The sequence below is a fragment of the Pantoea sp. UBA4549 genome, assembly GCF_002387285.1.
Lineage (GTDB): Bacteria > Pseudomonadota > Gammaproteobacteria > Enterobacterales > Enterobacteriaceae > Pantoea > Pantoea borealis.
Genome location: NZ_DGLH01000002.1, coordinates 44,143 through 61,133, shown reverse-complemented (window position 1 = coordinate 61,133; position 16,991 = coordinate 44,143). Strand labels below are relative to the sequence as shown.

Annotated in this window: 18 protein-coding genes; 10 read left to right on the top strand and 8 right to left on the bottom strand. The window is 56.2% G+C overall.

Annotation, left to right across the window (positions count from 1 at the left end; all coding sequences use genetic code 11):
- Positions 1-259: 259 nt before the first annotated feature.
- Positions 260-1,183, bottom strand: a complete 924-nt coding sequence (gene hemF / locus B3041_RS00605; protein ID WP_065648738.1) for an oxygen-dependent coproporphyrinogen oxidase — start codon at positions 1,181-1,183, stop codon at positions 260-262.
- 47 nt (positions 1,184-1,230) lie between these two features.
- A complete protein-coding gene (amiA, locus tag B3041_RS00600; RefSeq protein ID WP_292968501.1) occupies positions 1,231-2,088 on the bottom strand; it encodes an N-acetylmuramoyl-L-alanine amidase AmiA in 858 nt (285 codons plus the stop codon).
- 209 nt (positions 2,089-2,297) lie between these two features.
- On the opposite strand from amiA, the gene B3041_RS00595 reads away from it, so the two are divergent.
- From B3041_RS00595 to cysM, 7 genes are all read left to right on the top strand, one after another.
- A complete protein-coding gene (locus tag B3041_RS00595) occupies positions 2,298-2,723 on the top strand; it encodes a GNAT family acetyltransferase (protein WP_065648740.1) in 426 nt (141 codons plus the stop codon).
- Positions 2,724-2,801: 78 nt separating this feature from the next.
- On the top strand, positions 2,802-3,416 hold the full coding sequence (locus B3041_RS00590; protein WP_065648741.1) for an RpoE-regulated lipoprotein: 615 nt from the start codon (positions 2,802-2,804) through the stop codon (positions 3,414-3,416).
- Positions 3,417-3,619: 203 nt separating this feature from the next.
- Positions 3,620-4,636 (top strand): sulfate ABC transporter substrate-binding protein, encoded by a 1,017-nt coding sequence (locus tag B3041_RS00585; protein WP_065648742.1) that lies wholly within the window; start codon positions 3,620-3,622, stop codon positions 4,634-4,636.
- The gene (cysT, locus tag B3041_RS00580; RefSeq protein WP_039379465.1) at positions 4,636-5,469 is read left to right on the top strand and encodes a sulfate/thiosulfate ABC transporter permease CysT; all 834 of its coding nucleotides are present in this window, start codon (positions 4,636-4,638) and stop codon (positions 5,467-5,469) included. Before B3041_RS00585 ends, cysT begins: the two co-directional genes overlap by 1 nt.
- On the top strand, positions 5,469-6,341 hold the full coding sequence (gene cysW / locus B3041_RS00575; RefSeq protein ID WP_065648743.1) for a sulfate/thiosulfate ABC transporter permease CysW: 873 nt from the start codon (positions 5,469-5,471) through the stop codon (positions 6,339-6,341). Before cysT ends, cysW begins: the two co-directional genes overlap by 1 nt.
- A complete protein-coding gene (gene cysA / locus B3041_RS00570) occupies positions 6,331-7,419 on the top strand; it encodes a sulfate/thiosulfate ABC transporter ATP-binding protein CysA (protein ID WP_292968500.1) in 1,089 nt (362 codons plus the stop codon). The genes cysW and cysA overlap by 11 nt, the downstream gene beginning before the upstream one ends.
- A gap of 72 nt (positions 7,420-7,491) precedes the next feature.
- Positions 7,492-8,373, top strand: a complete 882-nt coding sequence (gene cysM, locus B3041_RS00565; RefSeq protein WP_065648745.1) for a cysteine synthase CysM — start codon at positions 7,492-7,494, stop codon at positions 8,371-8,373.
- Between the two features lie 84 nt (positions 8,374-8,457).
- Here the strand turns inward: cysM and crr are convergent, their stop codons facing one another.
- The 6 genes from crr to cysZ all read right to left on the bottom strand — a co-directional run bounded on the left by crr (position 8,458) and on the right by cysZ (position 13,409).
- Positions 8,458-8,961 (bottom strand): PTS glucose transporter subunit IIA, encoded by a 504-nt coding sequence (gene crr, locus B3041_RS00560; RefSeq protein ID WP_039379452.1) that lies wholly within the window; start codon positions 8,959-8,961, stop codon positions 8,458-8,460.
- 42 nt (positions 8,962-9,003) lie between these two features.
- Positions 9,004-10,731 carry a phosphoenolpyruvate-protein phosphotransferase PtsI gene (gene ptsI / locus B3041_RS00555; protein ID WP_065648746.1) on the bottom strand — a complete coding sequence of 576 codons (1,728 nt, stop codon included), beginning with the start codon at positions 10,729-10,731 and terminating at the stop codon, positions 9,004-9,006.
- 157 nt (positions 10,732-10,888) lie between these two features.
- Positions 10,889-11,146, bottom strand: a complete 258-nt coding sequence (gene ptsH, locus B3041_RS00550; RefSeq protein WP_007889063.1) for a phosphocarrier protein Hpr — start codon at positions 11,144-11,146, stop codon at positions 10,889-10,891.
- Positions 11,147-11,325: 179 nt separating this feature from the next.
- On the bottom strand, positions 11,326-11,520 hold the full coding sequence (locus tag B3041_RS00545; protein ID WP_065648747.1) for a hypothetical protein: 195 nt from the start codon (positions 11,518-11,520) through the stop codon (positions 11,326-11,328).
- A gap of 16 nt (positions 11,521-11,536) precedes the next feature.
- A complete protein-coding gene (gene cysK, locus B3041_RS00540) occupies positions 11,537-12,508 on the bottom strand; it encodes a cysteine synthase A (protein ID WP_065648748.1) in 972 nt (323 codons plus the stop codon).
- Positions 12,509-12,650: 142 nt separating this feature from the next.
- Complete coding sequence (cysZ, locus tag B3041_RS00535) at positions 12,651-13,409, bottom strand: sulfate transporter CysZ (RefSeq protein WP_039379442.1); 759 nt, start codon at positions 13,407-13,409, stop codon at positions 12,651-12,653.
- A 217-nt stretch (positions 13,410-13,626) separates the two neighbouring features.
- On the opposite strand from cysZ, the gene zipA reads away from it, so the two are divergent.
- The 3 genes from zipA to B3041_RS00520 all read left to right on the top strand — a co-directional run bounded on the left by zipA (position 13,627) and on the right by B3041_RS00520 (position 16,982).
- Positions 13,627-14,637 (top strand): cell division protein ZipA, encoded by a 1,011-nt coding sequence (gene zipA / locus B3041_RS00530; RefSeq protein ID WP_292968467.1) that lies wholly within the window; start codon positions 13,627-13,629, stop codon positions 14,635-14,637.
- 100 nt (positions 14,638-14,737) lie between these two features.
- Positions 14,738-16,756 carry an NAD-dependent DNA ligase LigA gene (ligA, locus tag B3041_RS00525; protein WP_292968465.1) on the top strand — a complete coding sequence of 673 codons (2,019 nt, stop codon included), beginning with the start codon at positions 14,738-14,740 and terminating at the stop codon, positions 16,754-16,756.
- A 1-nt stretch (position 16,757) separates the two neighbouring features.
- Positions 16,758-16,982: a DUF3820 family protein gene (locus B3041_RS00520; protein WP_065648751.1), complete on the top strand. Its 225-nt coding sequence runs from the start codon at positions 16,758-16,760 to the stop codon at positions 16,980-16,982.
- Positions 16,983-16,991: the final 9 nt, after the last annotated feature.

The following is a 16,991-nucleotide window of genomic DNA, read 5'->3' as shown; positions in this document are numbered from 1 at the left end:
TCGCGAGGACGGCGCGGGGCGGGGATTGCTAAGGGGCGCGCCCACCCGCCCCTTAGCCCGTCCGCATGCGGAAATGCCGCTGAAACTGCCAGAAGCCTGGCGGGCGGAACCCCTTCAGAGCCTCGCGCTGCTTAGCGCACAGCCCCGCGCTGGCGGGCGGAACCCCCTTCAGAGCCTCGCGCTGCTTAGCGCACAGCTCTGCGCTGGCGGGCGGAACCCCTTCAGAGCCTCGCGCTGCTTAGCGCACAGCCCCGCGCTGCTAAGCGCCACTCCCTTTAAGCCACTCCCGCACGGGCAGAAAATCTGTATACAGCTGCGCTTCCGGTGAACCGGGTTCCGGCTGATAGTCATACTCCCAGCGCACCAGCGGCGGCATCGACATCAGAATCGACTCAGTTCTGCCGCCGGTCTGCAGGCCAAACAGCGTGCCGCGGTCCCACACCAGGTTAAACTCAACGTAACGTCCGCGGCGATAGAGCTGGAACTGACGCTCGCGATCGCCCCACGGCAGCGCTTTGCGGCGTTCAACAATCGGCAGATAAGCCTGCAGGTAGCCCAGGCCTACCGCCTGCATAAAGTCAAAGCAGCGATCAAAGTCTGGCGTATTCAGATCGTCATAAAACAGACCGCCAATGCCGCGCTGTTCGTTGCGATGCTTCAGGTGGAAATAGTCATCGCACCATTTTTTATAGCGCGGATAGACATCCTCGCCAAACGGCTCACAGAGGGTGGCCGCGGTCTGATGCCAGTGCAGCGCATCCTCGGTAAAACCGTAGTAAGGGGTCAGATCAAAACCGCCGCCGAACCACCAGACCGGATCGGCGCCGGGCTTCTCCGCGATAAAAAAGCGCACGTTAGCGTGACTGGTCGGCACATAGGGGTTTTCCGGATGCACGACCAGCGAGACGCCCATCGCCTCAAAACTACGTCCCGCCAGTTCCGGCCGATGCGCGGTGGCTGAGGCGGGCATCTGATCGCCATGCACATGGGAAAAGTTTACCCCGGCCTGCTCAAACACTGCGCCGTTACGCAGAACCCGGCTGCGCCCGCCGCCGCCGCCGGGACGCTGCCAGCTATCTTCAGCAAACGTTGCACGTCCGTCTGCGGCAGCCAGTTGATTGCAGATCTCATCCTGCAGCGTCAGCAAAAACGCTTTAACGCGTGAAATATCGGGATTGCTCATGCGTCACTCTCTCTGTAAATGTGCCGTAAGCTTACCACAGCCCGGGATCATGCCTGGCGACGATCGTACTCAGCAAAATAGTTAACAATTCCGTCAGCGATGGCGGCAGCGATCTTATGGCGAAATGCGGCAGTGCCCAGCAGCTGCTCTTCATGCGGATTGGTAATGAACGAGGTTTCCACCAGTACGGAGGGAATGGAGGGCGACTTCAGCACTGCAAACGCGGCCTGTTCGGTATGCTGACTATGCAGGTGATGCACCGGGCGGATCTGATCCAGCACATGTTTACCCAGCGTCAGGCTGTTGCGAATGGTATCGGTCTGCACCAGATCAAACAGAATCTCATTCAGATAGTGATCTTTCTGCTGCACGGCGGCACCGCCAGCTTTATCCGCATCATTTTCACGCTGCGACAGATAGCGTGCCATCGCGCTGCTGGCACCGCGATTGGACAGGGCAAACACCGAGGCGCCGTTGGCATCCGGACTGGTAAAGCCGTCAGCGTGGACCGACATAAACAGGCTTGCGCCGTGCTGATGCGCAATCTCAACCCGCTGATAGAGCGGAATAAAGTGGTCACTGTCGCGCGTCAGCCGCACCTCAATGCGCGGATGCGACTGCAGCAGCGTACGCACGGTACTGGCAATCTCCAGCACGATATGTTTCTCCTCCGCGCCTTCCTGTCCGACCGCGCCGGAATCGATACCGCCATGGCCGGGGTCGAGCATCACAATACGCTTACCGCTGGCAGCAGGCCTGGTCGCGGCATGACGTGGCGCCGCCGTGACCTCTGCCCGCGTCTCTTTGGCCTGAACCGCGCGCGGCGAAAGAACGGCCAGCGCCAGTCCCGACAGAATCAGCTGGCGACGGTTAGTCAGGCGTGAAAGCAGTGAAATCTTTTTCATTTACAGGTCCCTGGCGGAGAAATCAGCCCAGTGTTATAGCGTAACCGTCGCTGTACAGCGACCCCGCAACCATTTCAGCGTATTACTTTGTATTGCACGGTGCTAACCCGGATTTAGCCGCTTTTTTCTGCCATTGCGGAGCAGGAGGGTTGCACCACGCAAAGAATGCGTGATAATCAGCGAATTATGCCGATCAGCAGGACACGTCGATGGAAATTCGCTCTTTCCGCCAGGAAGATTTTGATGAAGTAATCACGCTCTGGGAGCGTTGCGATCTGTTACGTCCGTGGAACGACCCGGAGCTGGATATCGAACGCAAAATGCATCATGACCCGGAACTGTTTCTGGTCGCTGAAGTGGGCGGCGAAGTGGTCGGCACGCTGATGGGGGGCTATGACGGCCACCGCGGTTCAGCCTATTATCTGGCCGTGCATCCGGACTATCAGGGACGTGGCTTTGCCAATGCGCTGATGAACCGGCTGGAGAAAAAACTGATTGCGCGCGGCTGTCCGAAAATTCATCTGATGGTGCGTGAAGAGAACGATCAGGTCGTCGCATTCTATGAAAAGCTCGACTATGAGCCCGTGGATGCGCTGCTGCTGGGCAAGCGGCTGATTGAAGATCGCGAATATTGATGGGGATCGGCCAGCTAAACTTTTTGCCATTACGCGACTCCAAGAGGCACGCGATAAAGTTGAAACCATGGAGTTAGCATGAAAGCTGTACGTTTTGCGGCGCTGGCGGCGGCGCTGGCCGTGTCAGGCTGCGCCACTACCGGCCAGGCACCGGCAGAGCACGAGAGCCACTGGTATAATCCGTTGACTTACCACTGGGCCGCGCTGAATCCGCTGAGCTGGTTTGGTGGTTCTTTGCAGGTAACCGAGCAGGGTGTGGCAGGCCTTAATGGCAGCACCCTGATGAGCGAATCCGCTGTTTCGCAGGCGCTGAATAATGATTACCAGCTGCGACAGGGCATGCGCAGTGAGCAGGGGCAGGTGGTTGAGTTCTGGCAGGCGCTGCAGGATGGCAACGTTAAACTGATCATCAGCGGCAAGCCCGCCGTTGAGCGTATTGAGGTGCTGGACACCGCGGCAGAGAGCAGCAGCGGCAATAAAATTGGTGACCGCTTCAGCGATACGTTTACCAAAGCATTCAGCAACTGCAAAATGGTCGCGGGCCTTGATGCGCATGACGTCGAGTGCCGGGCGCCGGGCAGTCAGCATATCTCTTACGTCTACAGCGGCAAGTGGCACGGCCCGGCGGGTCTGATGCCGTCAGATGACACGCTGAAAAGCTGGACGCTCAGTAAAATTGTCTGGCAGCGCTAACCCTGCCGGGGGCCGCTTTCAGGCGGCCCGCACCCGCCTGCGTATATTTCTGAAAACCGGCTTTTCTCTGCCGATCGCTTATGCCTTTTTCGACTTTTAAATCCCCAAAAGATATATAAAACCGTTACAGTTTTCCGCGAAGTTATAAATACACTGACAGCATCTACTGGCCCAGGCTGGATTTCTATTTATCAGGGTGCTGCATGACACTTCCGGTTTTGAAAACATGGCTCAGCGGCGTGGCGCTGTCACTGTCACTGGCAGCGGCGGCGCAGGCAACGGAGCTGCTGAACAGCTCTTATGATGTGTCACGCGAACTCTTTGTGGCGCTTAACGCACCGTTTGAACAGCAGTGGGACGCCGCGCACCCTGGCGATAAACTGACGATTAAGCAGTCTCACGCCGGCTCGTCCAAACAGGCGCTGGCCATCCTGCAGGGGCTGCGGGCAGATGTCGTAACCTACAACCAGGTTACTGATGTGCAGGTACTCCATGATAAAGGCAACCTGATTGCCGCTGACTGGCAGAGCCGTCTGCCCAATAACAGCTCACCGTTCTACTCCACTATGGCGTTCCTGGTGCGCAAGGGTAATCCAAAGCAGATCCACGACTGGGCCGATCTGGCGCGCGACAACGTAAAGCTGATTTTCCCGAACCCGAAAACCTCCGGTAACGGTCGCTATACCTATCTTGCTGCCTGGGGCGCCGCGGAAAAAGCTGACGGCCAGGATCGCGCAAAAACCGAAGCCTATATGCAAAAGTTTTTGAAAAACGTTGAGGTGTTTGATACCGGCGGACGCGGCGCAACCACCACGTTTGCCGAACGCGGCCTGGGTGACGTCCTGATTAGCTTTGAGTCAGAAGTGAACAATATCCGTAATCAGTATGGCAAAGATGACTACGAAGTGATTGTGCCGCGCAACAACATTCTGGCGGAGTTTCCGGTTGCCTGGGTGGATAAAAATGTGGCGCATAACAACACCGCCGACGCAGCTAAAGCGTATCTGAACTATCTCTACACGCCAGCGGCCCAGGCAATCATCACGCGTTACTACTACCGCGTAAACAATCCGCAGCTGATGGCAGAACAGCAGGACCGCTTCCCGCAGACCACCTTGTTTAATGTCAAAGAAGCTTTTGGCGGCTGGGAGCAGGTGATGAAAACGCATTTCGCCAGCGGCGGCGAACTGGATAAATTACTGGCAGCGGGGCGGGGCTGATGTTTGCTACAGCACAAAAACGCGTCCTGCCGGGCTTTGGCCTGAGCCTCGGCACCAGCCTGCTGTTTACCTGTCTGATTCTGCTGCTGCCTATCAGCGCACTGCTGATGCAGCTGTCGCAGATGACGCTTGCGCAGTACTGGGCGGTGATCTCCAGCCCGCAGCTGGTAGCGGCTTATAAAGTGACGCTGCTGTCAGCCGGCGTGGCATCGCTGTTCAACGCGGTGTTTGGCATGCTGATGGCGTGGATCCTGACCCGTTATCGCTTTCCGGGCCGTACGCTGCTGGATGGCCTGATGGATCTGCCGTTTGCGCTGCCGACAGCGGTAGCGGGGCTGACGCTGGCCGGACTCTTTTCCGTTAACGGCTGGTATGGTCAGTGGCTGGCGCATTTTGATATCAAAGTCTCTTATACCTGGATTGGCATCGCGGTTGCGATGGCGTTCACCAGCATTCCGTTTGTGGTGCGTACCGTTCAGCCGGTACTGGAAGAGCTGGGCCCGGAATATGAGGAAGCCGCTGAAACGCTGGGTGCCACACCGTGGCAGAGCTTCCGTCGTGTGGTGCTGCCTGAGGTAGCCCCGGCGCTGCTGGCCGGAACGGCGCTTTCGTTTACCCGCAGCCTCGGGGAGTTTGGTGCAGTCATTTTTATCGCCGGCAACATTGCGTGGAAAACCGAAGTGACGTCACTGATGATTTTTGTTCGTCTGCAGGAGTTTGATTATCCGGCTGCCAGTGCTATCGCTTCGGTGATCCTTGCTGCCTCACTGCTGCTGCTGTTTGCCATTAATACGCTGCAGAGCCGCTTTGGCCGTCGCCTGGGAGGTCACTGATGGCGGAAATTTCTCACATCAATCGCGCTGAGCGTGAGCCTGTTAACTGGGGCAAATGGCTGCTGATTGGCACCGGCGCGCTGATATCGATACTGCTGCTGGTGGTACCGATGATCTCTATCTTCTGGGAAGCGCTGGCGCAGGGCGTAGGGCAGGCGTTCAGCAACCTGCAGGATGGCGACATGCTGCATGCAATCTGGCTGACGGTGCTGGTCGCCCTGATTACTGTCCCGGTAAACCTGGTGTTTGGTACGCTGCTGGCGTGGCTGGTTACCCGCTTTACCTTTCCGGGTCGGCAGCTGCTGCTGACGCTGTTTGATATTCCGTTTGCGGTGTCGCCGGTAGTCGCGGGGCTGATGTATCTGCTGTTCTGGGGCATTAACGGCCCGGCAGGCGGCTGGCTTGACGCACACAACATTCAGATTATGTTTTCCTGGCCCGGTATGGTGCTGGCCACCGTATTTGTCACCTGTCCGTTTGTGGTACGTGAGCTGGTGCCGGTGATGCTGAGCCAGGGGAGTAACGAAGATGAAGCTGCGGTGCTGCTTGGCGCATCCGGCTGGCAGATGTTTCGTCGCGTGACGCTGCCCAACATTCGCTGGGCGCTGCTCTACGGCGTAGTACTGACCAACGCGCGCGCCATTGGTGAGTTTGGTGCAGTGTCGGTGGTGTCAGGATCGATTCGCGGTGAGACCTATACCTTACCGCTTCAGGTTGAATTACTGCATCAGGATTACAACACCGTGGGCGCATTCACTGCCGCGGCGCTGCTGACCCTGATGGCAATTGTGACGCTGTTTCTGAAGAGCGTGGTGCAGTGGCGATTAGAGCATCAGCGGAAGCGCCAACAGGAGGAAAATCATGAGCATTGAGATCAAACAAATTAATAAAGCCTTTGGCCGCACCCCGGTGCTGAATGATATCTCTCTGGATATTCCTTCCGGCGAAATGGTGGCGCTGCTGGGGCCTTCCGGCTCGGGTAAAACCACTCTGCTGCGTATTATTGCCGGGCTGGAGCATCAGAACAGCGGACAAATTCATTTCCATGGCAAAGATGTCAGCCGCATTCATGCCCGCGATCGCCAGGTAGGCTTTGTCTTTCAGCACTACGCGCTGTTTCGCCATATGACGGTGTTTGACAATATCGCCTTTGGCCTGACAGTGCTTCCGCGCCGCGAGCGCCCCTCTGCAGGGGAGATCAAACAGCGCGTCACGCGTCTGCTGGAGATGGTGCAGCTGGCGCATCTGGCAAACCGCTTTCCGGCCCAGCTCTCCGGTGGACAGAAGCAGCGCGTGGCGCTGGCGCGTGCGCTGGCGGTAGAGCCGCAGATTCTGCTGCTGGATGAGCCCTTTGGCGCACTGGATGCGCAGGTGCGTAAAGAGCTGCGCCGCTGGCTGCGTCAGCTGCACGAAGAGCTGAAGTTTACCAGCGTGTTTGTTACACACGATCAGGAAGAGGCGATGGAAGTCGCAGACAGCGTGGTCGTAATGAGCCAGGGGAATATTGAACAGACCGGTTCTCCGGACGAAGTGTGGCGTGAACCCGCTACCCGCTTTGTGCTGGAGTTTCTGGGCGAGGTCAATCGCTTTGAGGGCGAAGTACACGGCTCGCAGTTCCACGTCGCTGCACATCACTGGCCGCTGGGTTATACGCCAGCGCATCAGGGCGGCGTTGAACTCTTCCTGCGCCCGTGGGAAGTGGATGTCTCACGGCAGAGCAGCCTGGAGACGCCGCTGCCGGTACAGGTGCTGGAAATCAGTCCGCGCGGACACTTCTGGCAGCTGGTGGTACAGGCCTTAGGCTGGCATGAAGAGCCGTTTACCGTGGTCTTCGAAGGTGAGCAGGCGGCCCCGGTACGCGGTGAGCGTCTGTTTGTGGGGCTGCAGCAGGCCCGTCTCTATCAGGGGAATACCCCGCTGCGCCCGGTTGCCTTTGCCGAGAGCGCCTGATATTTTGACATCTCTTTCGGGCGGGACTTTCCCGCCCGTTTTTATTGCCTCTCTTGCGCCTGGAAAACGATCGTGACCACTCTGGAAAATACCATCGGCAATACGCCGCTGATCAGGCTGCAACGCCTGTCGCCCGACAATGGCAGCGAAGTCTGGCTGAAGCTGGAGGGGAATAACCCGGCCGGCTCAGTGAAAGATCGCGCGGCCTGGTCGATGATTCATCAGGCTGAGCTGCGCGGTGAAATCAGGCCCGGCGACAGGCTGATTGAAGCCACCAGCGGCAACACCGGTATTGCGCTGGCGATGATCGCCGCGCTCAAAGGGTACAGGCTGCGGCTGCTGATGCCGGAGAACATGAGTCAGGAGCGACAGGATGCGATGCGCGCTTACGGGGCCGAACTGGTGCTGGTAACGCGTGAACAGGGCATGGAAGGCGCACGCGATCTGGCGCAGGCGATGGCCGATCGCGGCGAAGGCCGGGTGCTCGATCAGTTTAACAATCCCGATAATCCGCTGGGCCACTATCTCACCACTGCTCCGGAAATCTGGCAGCAGACCGGCGGGCGCCTGACGCACTTTGTCTCCAGCATGGGCACGACCGGCACCATCAGCGGCGTGGGCCGTTTTCTGAAAGAGCACGCGCCGGCGGTCAAAGTCATTGGCCTGCAGCCGCAGGAAGGCAGCGCCATACCCGGTATTCGTCGCTGGCCTGAAGCCTATCTGCCTGGCATCTGGCGCCCTGAGGTGGTAGACGAGATCATGGATATGGGGCAGCAGGAAGCGGAAGAGACGATGCGTGCGCTGGCGCAGCGTGAAGGGCTGTTCTGCGGCGTGAGTTCCGGCGGCGCCGTGGCGGGGGCGCTGCGCATCGCCCGGGCGCAGCCCGGCAGCGTGATAGTGGCGATCGTCTGCGATCGGGGCGATCGTTATCTCTCCACCGGTGTCTTTCACTGACAGTATCTGCCCGCTGCGTTTTTCGCGTCCGGGAAACAAAAACGGCACCCGATGGGTGCCGTTTTCAGAGAGGGCTAACGTCCGTTACTTTTTAATACGAATAACCGGCGTTTCGCCAACCGTCACCTGACCTGAAAGCTTGGTCAGATCTTTGATCTCATCCATATTCGAGATCACAACCGGTGTCAGCGTGGATTTCGCTTTCTCTTCCAGCAGCGGCAGATCGAATTCGATCACAACGTCGCCTTTTTTCACTTTCTGACCTTCTTCGGCAATACGTTTAAAGCCTTCACCTTTCAGCTCTACCGTATCGATACCGAAGTGGACAAACAGCTCGATGCCGTTGTCTGACTCAATGGAAAACGCGTGGTTAGTTTCAAAAATCTTGCCGATAGTCCCATCAACCGGTGCAACCATTTTGTTGCCAGTCGGTTTGATTGCGATCCCATCACCCACGATTTTCTCAGCAAACACGACATCAGGTACGTCTTCAATATTGACAATTTCGCCTGACAGAGGCGCAACAATATCGATAGTCCCTGACGCGCTTTCTGATTTTTCGCCAAAAAGTTTAGAAAACAAACCCATGATCTTCTCCTAAGCAGTAATTTGGGGCCAGCATCACGTGGATCAGCAGAGCGTTTTTTCTTTAATGAATTTGTTGACCAGATTCATCAAATCTTCCGCTGTGGGTTGAGCCAGAGCCTGCTCTGCCAGAGCCTTAGCATCTTCGTAATTGGTATTACGAATGATTTTCTTGATGCTTGGGATCGAAATGGCACTCATGCTGAATTCGTCCAGCCCCATTCCCAGTAACAGTAGTGTAGCACGTTCATCACCAGCCAGCTCACCACACATGCCGGTCCATTTCCCTTCGGCATGTGATGCGTCGATCACTTGCTTAATGAGGCCAAGCACAGATGGCGTCATTGGGTTATAGAGGTGTGAAATCAAATCATTACCACGATCGACCGCCAGAGTATACTGCGTCAGGTCATTTGTCCCAATACTAAAGAAGTCGACTTCTTTCGCCAGGTGACGGGCGATAACGGCTGAAGCCGGGGTTTCTACCATGATGCCCACTTCAATGGACTCATCAAAGGCTTTACCCTCTTCGCGCAGCTGCGCTTTCAGGGTCTCCAGCTCTGCTTTCAGGAAACGCACTTCTTCAACCGAGATAATCATCGGGAACATGATGCGCAGTTTACCGAAAGAGGAGGCGCGCAGAATGGCACGCAGCTGGGCATGCAGGATCTCTTTACGATCCATTGCGATACGGATCGCACGCCAGCCCAGGAACGGGTTCTCTTCTTTAGGCAGGTTCATGTACGGCAAATCTTTATCGCCGCCGATGTCCATAGTACGTACGATAACAGCCTGTGAACCCACGGCTTCTGCGACTGCTTTATACGCCTGGAACTGCTCTTCTTCTGAAGGCAGCGAATCGCGGTCCATAAACAGGAATTCGGTACGATACAGCCCTACGCCTTCTGCACCATTACGCTCTGCACCCGCCACGTCGCGCACGGTACCGATGTTGGCGCAGACTTCAACCTGATGACCGTCCAGCGTAATAGCGGGCAGATCTTTCAGCTTGGCCAGTTCATGTTTTTCAGAAAGGTATTGGGTCTGAATCGCTTTAAGCTCTTCCTGTTCCGCTTCAGTCGGATTGACATAAATTTTATTGTTTACGCCATCCAGAATCAGGAAATCACCGTTTTTAACGGTGGTGGTCACGCTGCCGGTGCCGACAATCGCAGGCAGCTCCAGTGAGCGCGCCATGATTGAGGTGTGCGAGGTACGTCCACCCAGATCGGTGATAAAGCCCAGCACCTTTTTCAGGTTGAGCTGTGCGGTCTCAGACGGGGTAAGATCTTTTGCTACCAGAATCGCTTCTTCAGCAATCGAGCTGAGATCGACCATGTGCAGACCAAGAATGTTCTGCAGCAGGCGTTTACCGATGTCACGTACGTCAGCAGCGCGCTCTTTCAGATACTCGTCATCGAGCTCTTCCAGCGCTTTAGCCTGGCCTTCAACCACAGAGTGAGCCGCAGCGTCAGCGGTGACATGATCCTTTTTAATCAGGTCGATGATTTCCTGCTCAAGCTCTTCGTCTTCCAGCAGCATGATATGACCTTCAAAGATCGCCGCTTTCTCTTCACCGAAGGTCTCACCGGCTTTGACGCAGATCGCCTGAAGCTGTTCTGCTGCTTTGCTACGTCCATCAAGGAAGCGCTGAACCTCCTGATCAACCTGGTCATCTGTAATCTTTTTACGGTTGATGACGATCTCATCTTCTTTCAGCAGCAGTGCCTTGCCGAAAGCGATACCCGGTGATGCTAAAATGCCTGAAATCATAACCCTACCTTTTTATCACGATGGCTCGTTGACCCGATGCATTGCCATTGTCGTGGAGCAGTACTCTAGTGAAGCGATATCGCGGACAGGTTGTCCGCGATCAAGATAGTTGCACTCAATGGGGCAAAGGAGTCGATTTAGTGGTGACCGCGCGAGTTTACTCGAGCTCAGCCATCAGCTTGACCAGATGTTCAACCGCCTGCTGCTCATCTTCACCTTCAGCAGAGAGCGTAACAACCGTTCCCTGAGTCAGACCCAGCGTCTGCAGCTTAAACAGGCTTTTTGCGCTGGCAGATTTGCCATTAGAGGTAACAGTGATTTCTGACTGGAACGCTTTGGCTTCTTTGACGAACTGTGCAGCGGGACGCGTGTGCAGACCGTTTGGTGCAGTAATGGTAACTTCTTGCTGGAACATGCTATTTCCCCAACTTTTTCAGGTTTGGTGTTATGGATCTAAAGTCTAGCCTGGAGCCGTAACTTTAGCCTGTATAGGTGCGCTGGTATGGCATCATGCTGACCAAAAAGGGCGCTTTGATGAATAAGCCATCTTAGCAATGACGGATCAACAACTGCGTTTGTTCGTCATCGGGTTAATTATGCCGTGATTCGCCATTTCGCCAAATCAGTAAATCGATTCAGCTTGATCCACTTCAAGGGCAGATTAATTTCAGGCACCGAAATAATTGGCAGCTTAAATACCAGAGCGACATCACTGAAATCAATCTGCCCGGTGATGAAAGTGAGATCTGCGCCACAAAAAAGCACCCAGAGGGGTGCTTTTTTCGACACTTTAGGACTTTGACGCTTACTGCTGCAGCTCTTTTTCCGTGAACAGATCGGCAAACAGTGCGGTACTGAGATAGCGCTCGCCGGAAGAGGGCAGAATCACCACAATATTCTTATTGGCGAAAGCTTCATCTTCCTGCAGCTTCAGCGCTGCCGCGACGGCCGCACCCGATGAGATACCGGCAAGAATACCTTCCTCTTCCATCAGCTGACGTGCGGTGTTGATCGCTTCATCATTGGTGATAGCGATAACCCGATCAACCAGCTGCAGGTCAAGGTTACCGGGAATAAAGCCTGCGCCGATGCCCTGAATTTTGTGCGGACCCGGTTTGATCTCTTCACCCGCCATCGCCTGCGCGATAACCGGCGAGTCGGTGGGTTCTACCGCCACGGTAATCAGCTCTTTTTTACCTTTGGTATTCTTGATATAACGGCTTACGCCGGTCAGCGTACCACCGGTGCCGACGCCGGCGATAAAGACATCGACTTCACCATCGGTATCTTCCCAGATTTCCGGGCCGGTGGTTTTTTCATGAATTTCCGGGTTGGCCGGATTGCTGAACTGCTGCAGCAGAACATACTTATCCGGATCGCTGGCGACAATCTCTTCCGCTTTTGCAATCGCGCCTTTCATGCCTTTCGGCCCTTCGGTCAGCACCAGATTGGCACCCAGCGCTTTCAGCAACTTGCGGCGCTCAATTGACATCGTCTCTGGCATGGTCAGCGTCAGTTTGTAACCACGCGCGGCGGCGACGTAAGCCAGCGCGATACCCGTGTTACCACTGGTTGGCTCAACCAGTTCTACGCCAGGCTTCAGAATTCCGCGTTTTTCTGCATCCCAAATCATATTGGCACCGATACGGCACTTGATGCTGAAGCTCGGGTTACGCGACTCGACCTTCGCCAGAATACGTCCGTTACCGATGCGGTTCAGTCGAACCAGCGGCGTATGACCAATTGTCAGCGAGTTGTCTTCGTAGATCTTACTCATTGCCCGTCCTTAACTGTATGAAATATTGGGAACCCTTTGAGGATACCTGTTCTGTCCCCGCGCGGAAGGAAAGAAATAGTATATCTATATAGCCCCTGACCATAAGCCGTGCGGAAAAAAGCATAAGCCTGAATTTGCTCTGTTAATGACGAGCTAAATCAGCACGATAGCGATCGACCCACATTGCGGTAGCGCCGCATACGGCGACCGGCATAATCACCAGATTCAGAATGGGTATCATGGTAAACAGGCTGACCATCGCCCCAAACTGCATATTGGCGACTTTATGCCGCCGCAGGGCGGTGCGCATATGCGGAAAGCTGACCTTATGATTGTCAAACGGGTAGTCGCAGTACTGCACGGAAAGCATCCATGCGCTGAACAGAAACCACAGCACCGGCGCCACTATCTGGCCAAAGCCCGGAATAAAATAGAGCAGCAGCAGGCCAAGCGCGCGTGGCAGGTAGTAACCCAGTTTTTGCAGTTCACGTTTCATGATGCGCGGCAAATCTTTAAGCAGACCCATCCAGCCGCTGTCAGGCAGCGGCCTGCCGGTGAGTTGTCCCTCCAGCTGTTCAGCCAGCAGGCCGCAAAAAGGCGCGGCAATCAGATTGGCGAGCGTGGAAAAAAAGTAGCCAAACACCAGCACAATTGAGATCACTGACAGCGGCCAGATAAGGTAACTCAGCCACTGCAGCCAGTCAGGCACGTGTGAAAGCAGCTGCGGGATCCACTCGCCCAGCCGCCGGAACAGCCAGTAAAACGCGCCGCCCAGCAGCAGCACATTCACCAGCAGCGGCACAATGACATAGCGACGAATTCCTCGCATATGCACCAGGTTCCAGCCGCGGGCAAAGTAGTGAAGACCATTAAATGATGAGACTGAATTCTCTGCGGGCATAACAAGCCTTTCTCCTGTAAGTAGCGGCCCCAACATCATACCCTGGCTTTTTCCGGTGAGCTGGCCTGCTTTGTGCGAAAAAACAGCGAAAAAGCGTCGGCTGGGTATCTTATTTGTCAGAAAATAGTGCGCAGACTTGCACTTGTGTAGCAGGGCAAATACAGTTAGAGGATAAAGTTTGCCGTGGTGGCAAGGTATTGGAACAACAGAGAATACAATGATGCAGGATTTGCGTCTGATATTAATCGTTGTTGGCGCGATCGCCATAATAGCGCTGCTTCTTCACGGACTGTGGACCAGTCGTAAAGAGCGTTCGTCTGTATTTCGCGATCGCCCGCACAAACGTCTCAAACAGCGCGATGACGCGGATGACGATCTGCTGAGTGATGAAGAGGATGGCGTGGGTGAAGTGCGCGTGCATCGTCAGCATGACGACAGTGATGCACCTGTATTCACCGCGCCGCCAGCAAAACCGGCTGCACCGCGTGCGCCGGAGCCGGCACGCCAGCCTTTTGCACAACATGAAACCCCGCTGACGGGCGACCCGCTGCTGGACAGCAAGCCTGCGCCGCAACAGCCTGTTTCTCCGGAGCCTGTGCCACAACCTGTTCCACAGCAGCCTGCGCCGCAGCCGGTAGTGAAACCGCAGCCTGCACCGGTACAGCCCGATCCGCTCCTGGATAACGAACCGCATCCGGCGATACAGCCTGTGCCGGAATTCACCCCCGCACCTGAGCCTGAAGCAGTACATGAGCCTGAGGCGGCGCCAGCGCCACAGGAAACGGCATCGCAGCCTGCTGCTCCGGGCAGTAAAAAAGAGACGGTTCTGGTTCTGCACGTGGCCGCTCATGCAGGCGGGGCGCTGAATGGTGAAGCGCTGCTGCAGGGCGTATTACAGGCAGGTTTCCAGTTTGGCGAGATGAATATTTTCCACCGTCATCTGAGTCCGGCCGGCAGCGGTCCTGTTCTGTTCAGCCTGGCTAACATGGTGAAACCGGGATCTTTTAACCCTGACACAATGGGTGATTTTACCACGCCAGGCGTCTCTATGTTTATGATGGTGCCATCCTACGGCGATGCGCATCAGAACTTTAAACTGATGCTGCAGTCAGCCCAGCGTATTGCTGATGACGTCGGCGGTGTGGTACTCGATGATGAGCGCCGTATGATGACGCCGCAGAAGCTTGAGACTTACAAAGCCCGCATTCGCGAGGTGGTTGGCGGCTAACCGCTACGGCAGTATTACATGTTCACGCCCGCAACCTGCAGCGTGAAACAGAGTCATTATCAACCCCCGCCAGCCGGGGGTTTTTTATCGGATAAACGCTATGAAATCAGTTCAGGAGCAGATCGCCGCGCTCAGTACTACGCTGCGTCATCATGAGTATCTCTACCACGTGATGGATGCGCCGGAAGTCCCGGATGCTGAATATGACCGGCTGATGAATCAGCTGCGCGAGCTGGAGAGCGCGCACCCGGATCTGATTACGCCCGACTCACCTACCCAGCGGGTCGGCGCATCCCCCCTGACCGCTTTTGAGCAGGTGCGGCATGAAGTTCCGATGCTGTCGCTGGACAATACGTTTGATGAAGCGGGGTTCCGCGCCTTTAACAAACGCGTGCAGGATCGGCTTAAGAGCAGCGAGGAGCTGACCTACTGCTGTGAACTCAAGCTGGACGGTCTGGCGGTGAGCCTGCTGTATGAAAACGGTTTACTGGTGCGGGCCGCCACCCGCGGTGATGGCACCACCGGCGAAAATATCACGGCTAACGTGCGCACCGTCCGGGCGATTCCGCTGCGGCTGCAGGGCGACAATATCCCGGCGCGGCTGGAAGTGCGTGGTGAAGTGTTTATGACTGAAAGCGGTTTTGAAAAGCTCAATGAAGAAGCGCGACGTACCGGTGGTAAAGTCTTTGCGAATCCGCGCAACGCAGCAGCCGGCTCGCTGCGTCAGCTCGATCCCCGTATCACTGCCAGACGCCCGCTGACTTTCTTCTGCTACGGTTTTGGTCTGCTGGAGGGCGGTGAAATGCCGGCCAGCCACTGGGCACGCCTGCAGCAGTTCAAAGCCTGGGGTTTACCGGTCAGTGAGCGTATCAAGCTGGTTCATACCGCTGATGAAGCGCTGGCGTTTTATCATCATATTGAGCAGGAACGACCGGCACTCGGTTTTGATATTGATGGCGTGGTAATTAAAGTCGATTCACAGGCGCTGCAGGAGCGGCTCGGTTTTGTGGCGCGCGCGCCGCGCTGGGCGATCGCTTTTAAATTCCCGGCACAGGAGCAGCTCACCGTAGTGCGCGACGTTGAGTTTCAGGTTGGACGCACCGGTGCCATTACGCCGGTCGCGCGCCTGGAGCCGGTGCAGGTTGCAGGCGTGATAGTGAGTAATGCCACCCTGCACAACGCTGATGAGATCGCCCGTCTCGGCCTGCGCATCGGCGACCGCGTAGCGATTCGCCGCGCCGGTGATGTGATCCCGCAGGTGGTCAGCGTTGTGGAGTCTGATCGACCGGCTGACGCCCGTGAAATTGTGTTTCCGCAGCACTGCCCGGTATGCGGCTCTGACGTGGAGCGGGTAGAGGGTGAAGCGGTGACGCGCTGTACCGGAGGGCTGATCTGCGGTGCCCAGCGTAAAGAGGCACTGAAGCATTTTGTCTCGCGCCGCGCCATGGATGTGGATGGCATGGGTGATAAAATCATCGATCAGCTGGTTGAGAAAGAGTATGTGAAAACGCCTGCCGATCTGTTTCGCCTGACGGCAGGCAAACTGACCGGGCTGGATCGCATGGGGCCAAAATCGGCGCAAAACGTGGTGGCCGCGCTGGAGAAAGCAAAGCTGACCACGCTGCCACGGTTCCTGTATGCGCTGGGGATCCGCGAGGTGGGTGAAGCCACGGCGGCTAACCTCGCCCGTCACTTTGGCGAGCTGGAGCGGGTGATGAATGCCGATCTCGACGCGCTGATTGCGGTGCCGGATGTGGGTAAGGTTGTGGCCGCCCACGTACGCAATTTTATGGAAGAAGAGAGCAATCGTGAGGTGATCCGCGAGCTGACAGAAGAGATAGGTGTTCACTGGCCTGCGGTCGCGGTGATCAAAGCTGAAGAGATCGACAGTCCGTTTGCCGGTAAAACGGTAGTGCTTACCGGCTCTCTGTCGCAGATGAACCGCGATGATGCGAAAGCGCGTCTCGCCGCGCTGGGTGCTAAAGTCAGCGGCAGCGTATCAAAGAAAACCGATCTGCTGATCGCTGGCGAAGCGGCGGGCTCCAAGCTGGCAAAGGCGCAGGAGCTGGGTATTCCGGTCATCGACGAAGCGGAGATGATCCGCCTGCTGGACGTGTAAGATGGATAAACAGCAGCTGCTGGCCATCGCCAGCACGGTGATGCCATTTGGTAAATATCAGGGGCGGCTGCTGATCGATCTGCCGGAAGCGTATCTGCTCTGGTTTGCACGTAAAAACGCGTTCCCGGCAGGTACGCTGGGTGAGCTGATGCAGCTTACGCTGGCCATTAAAATTGAGGGTTTACAGGGACTGGTCACACCGCTCAGGCGAACCCCAAATAAATAAGCCCGCTTG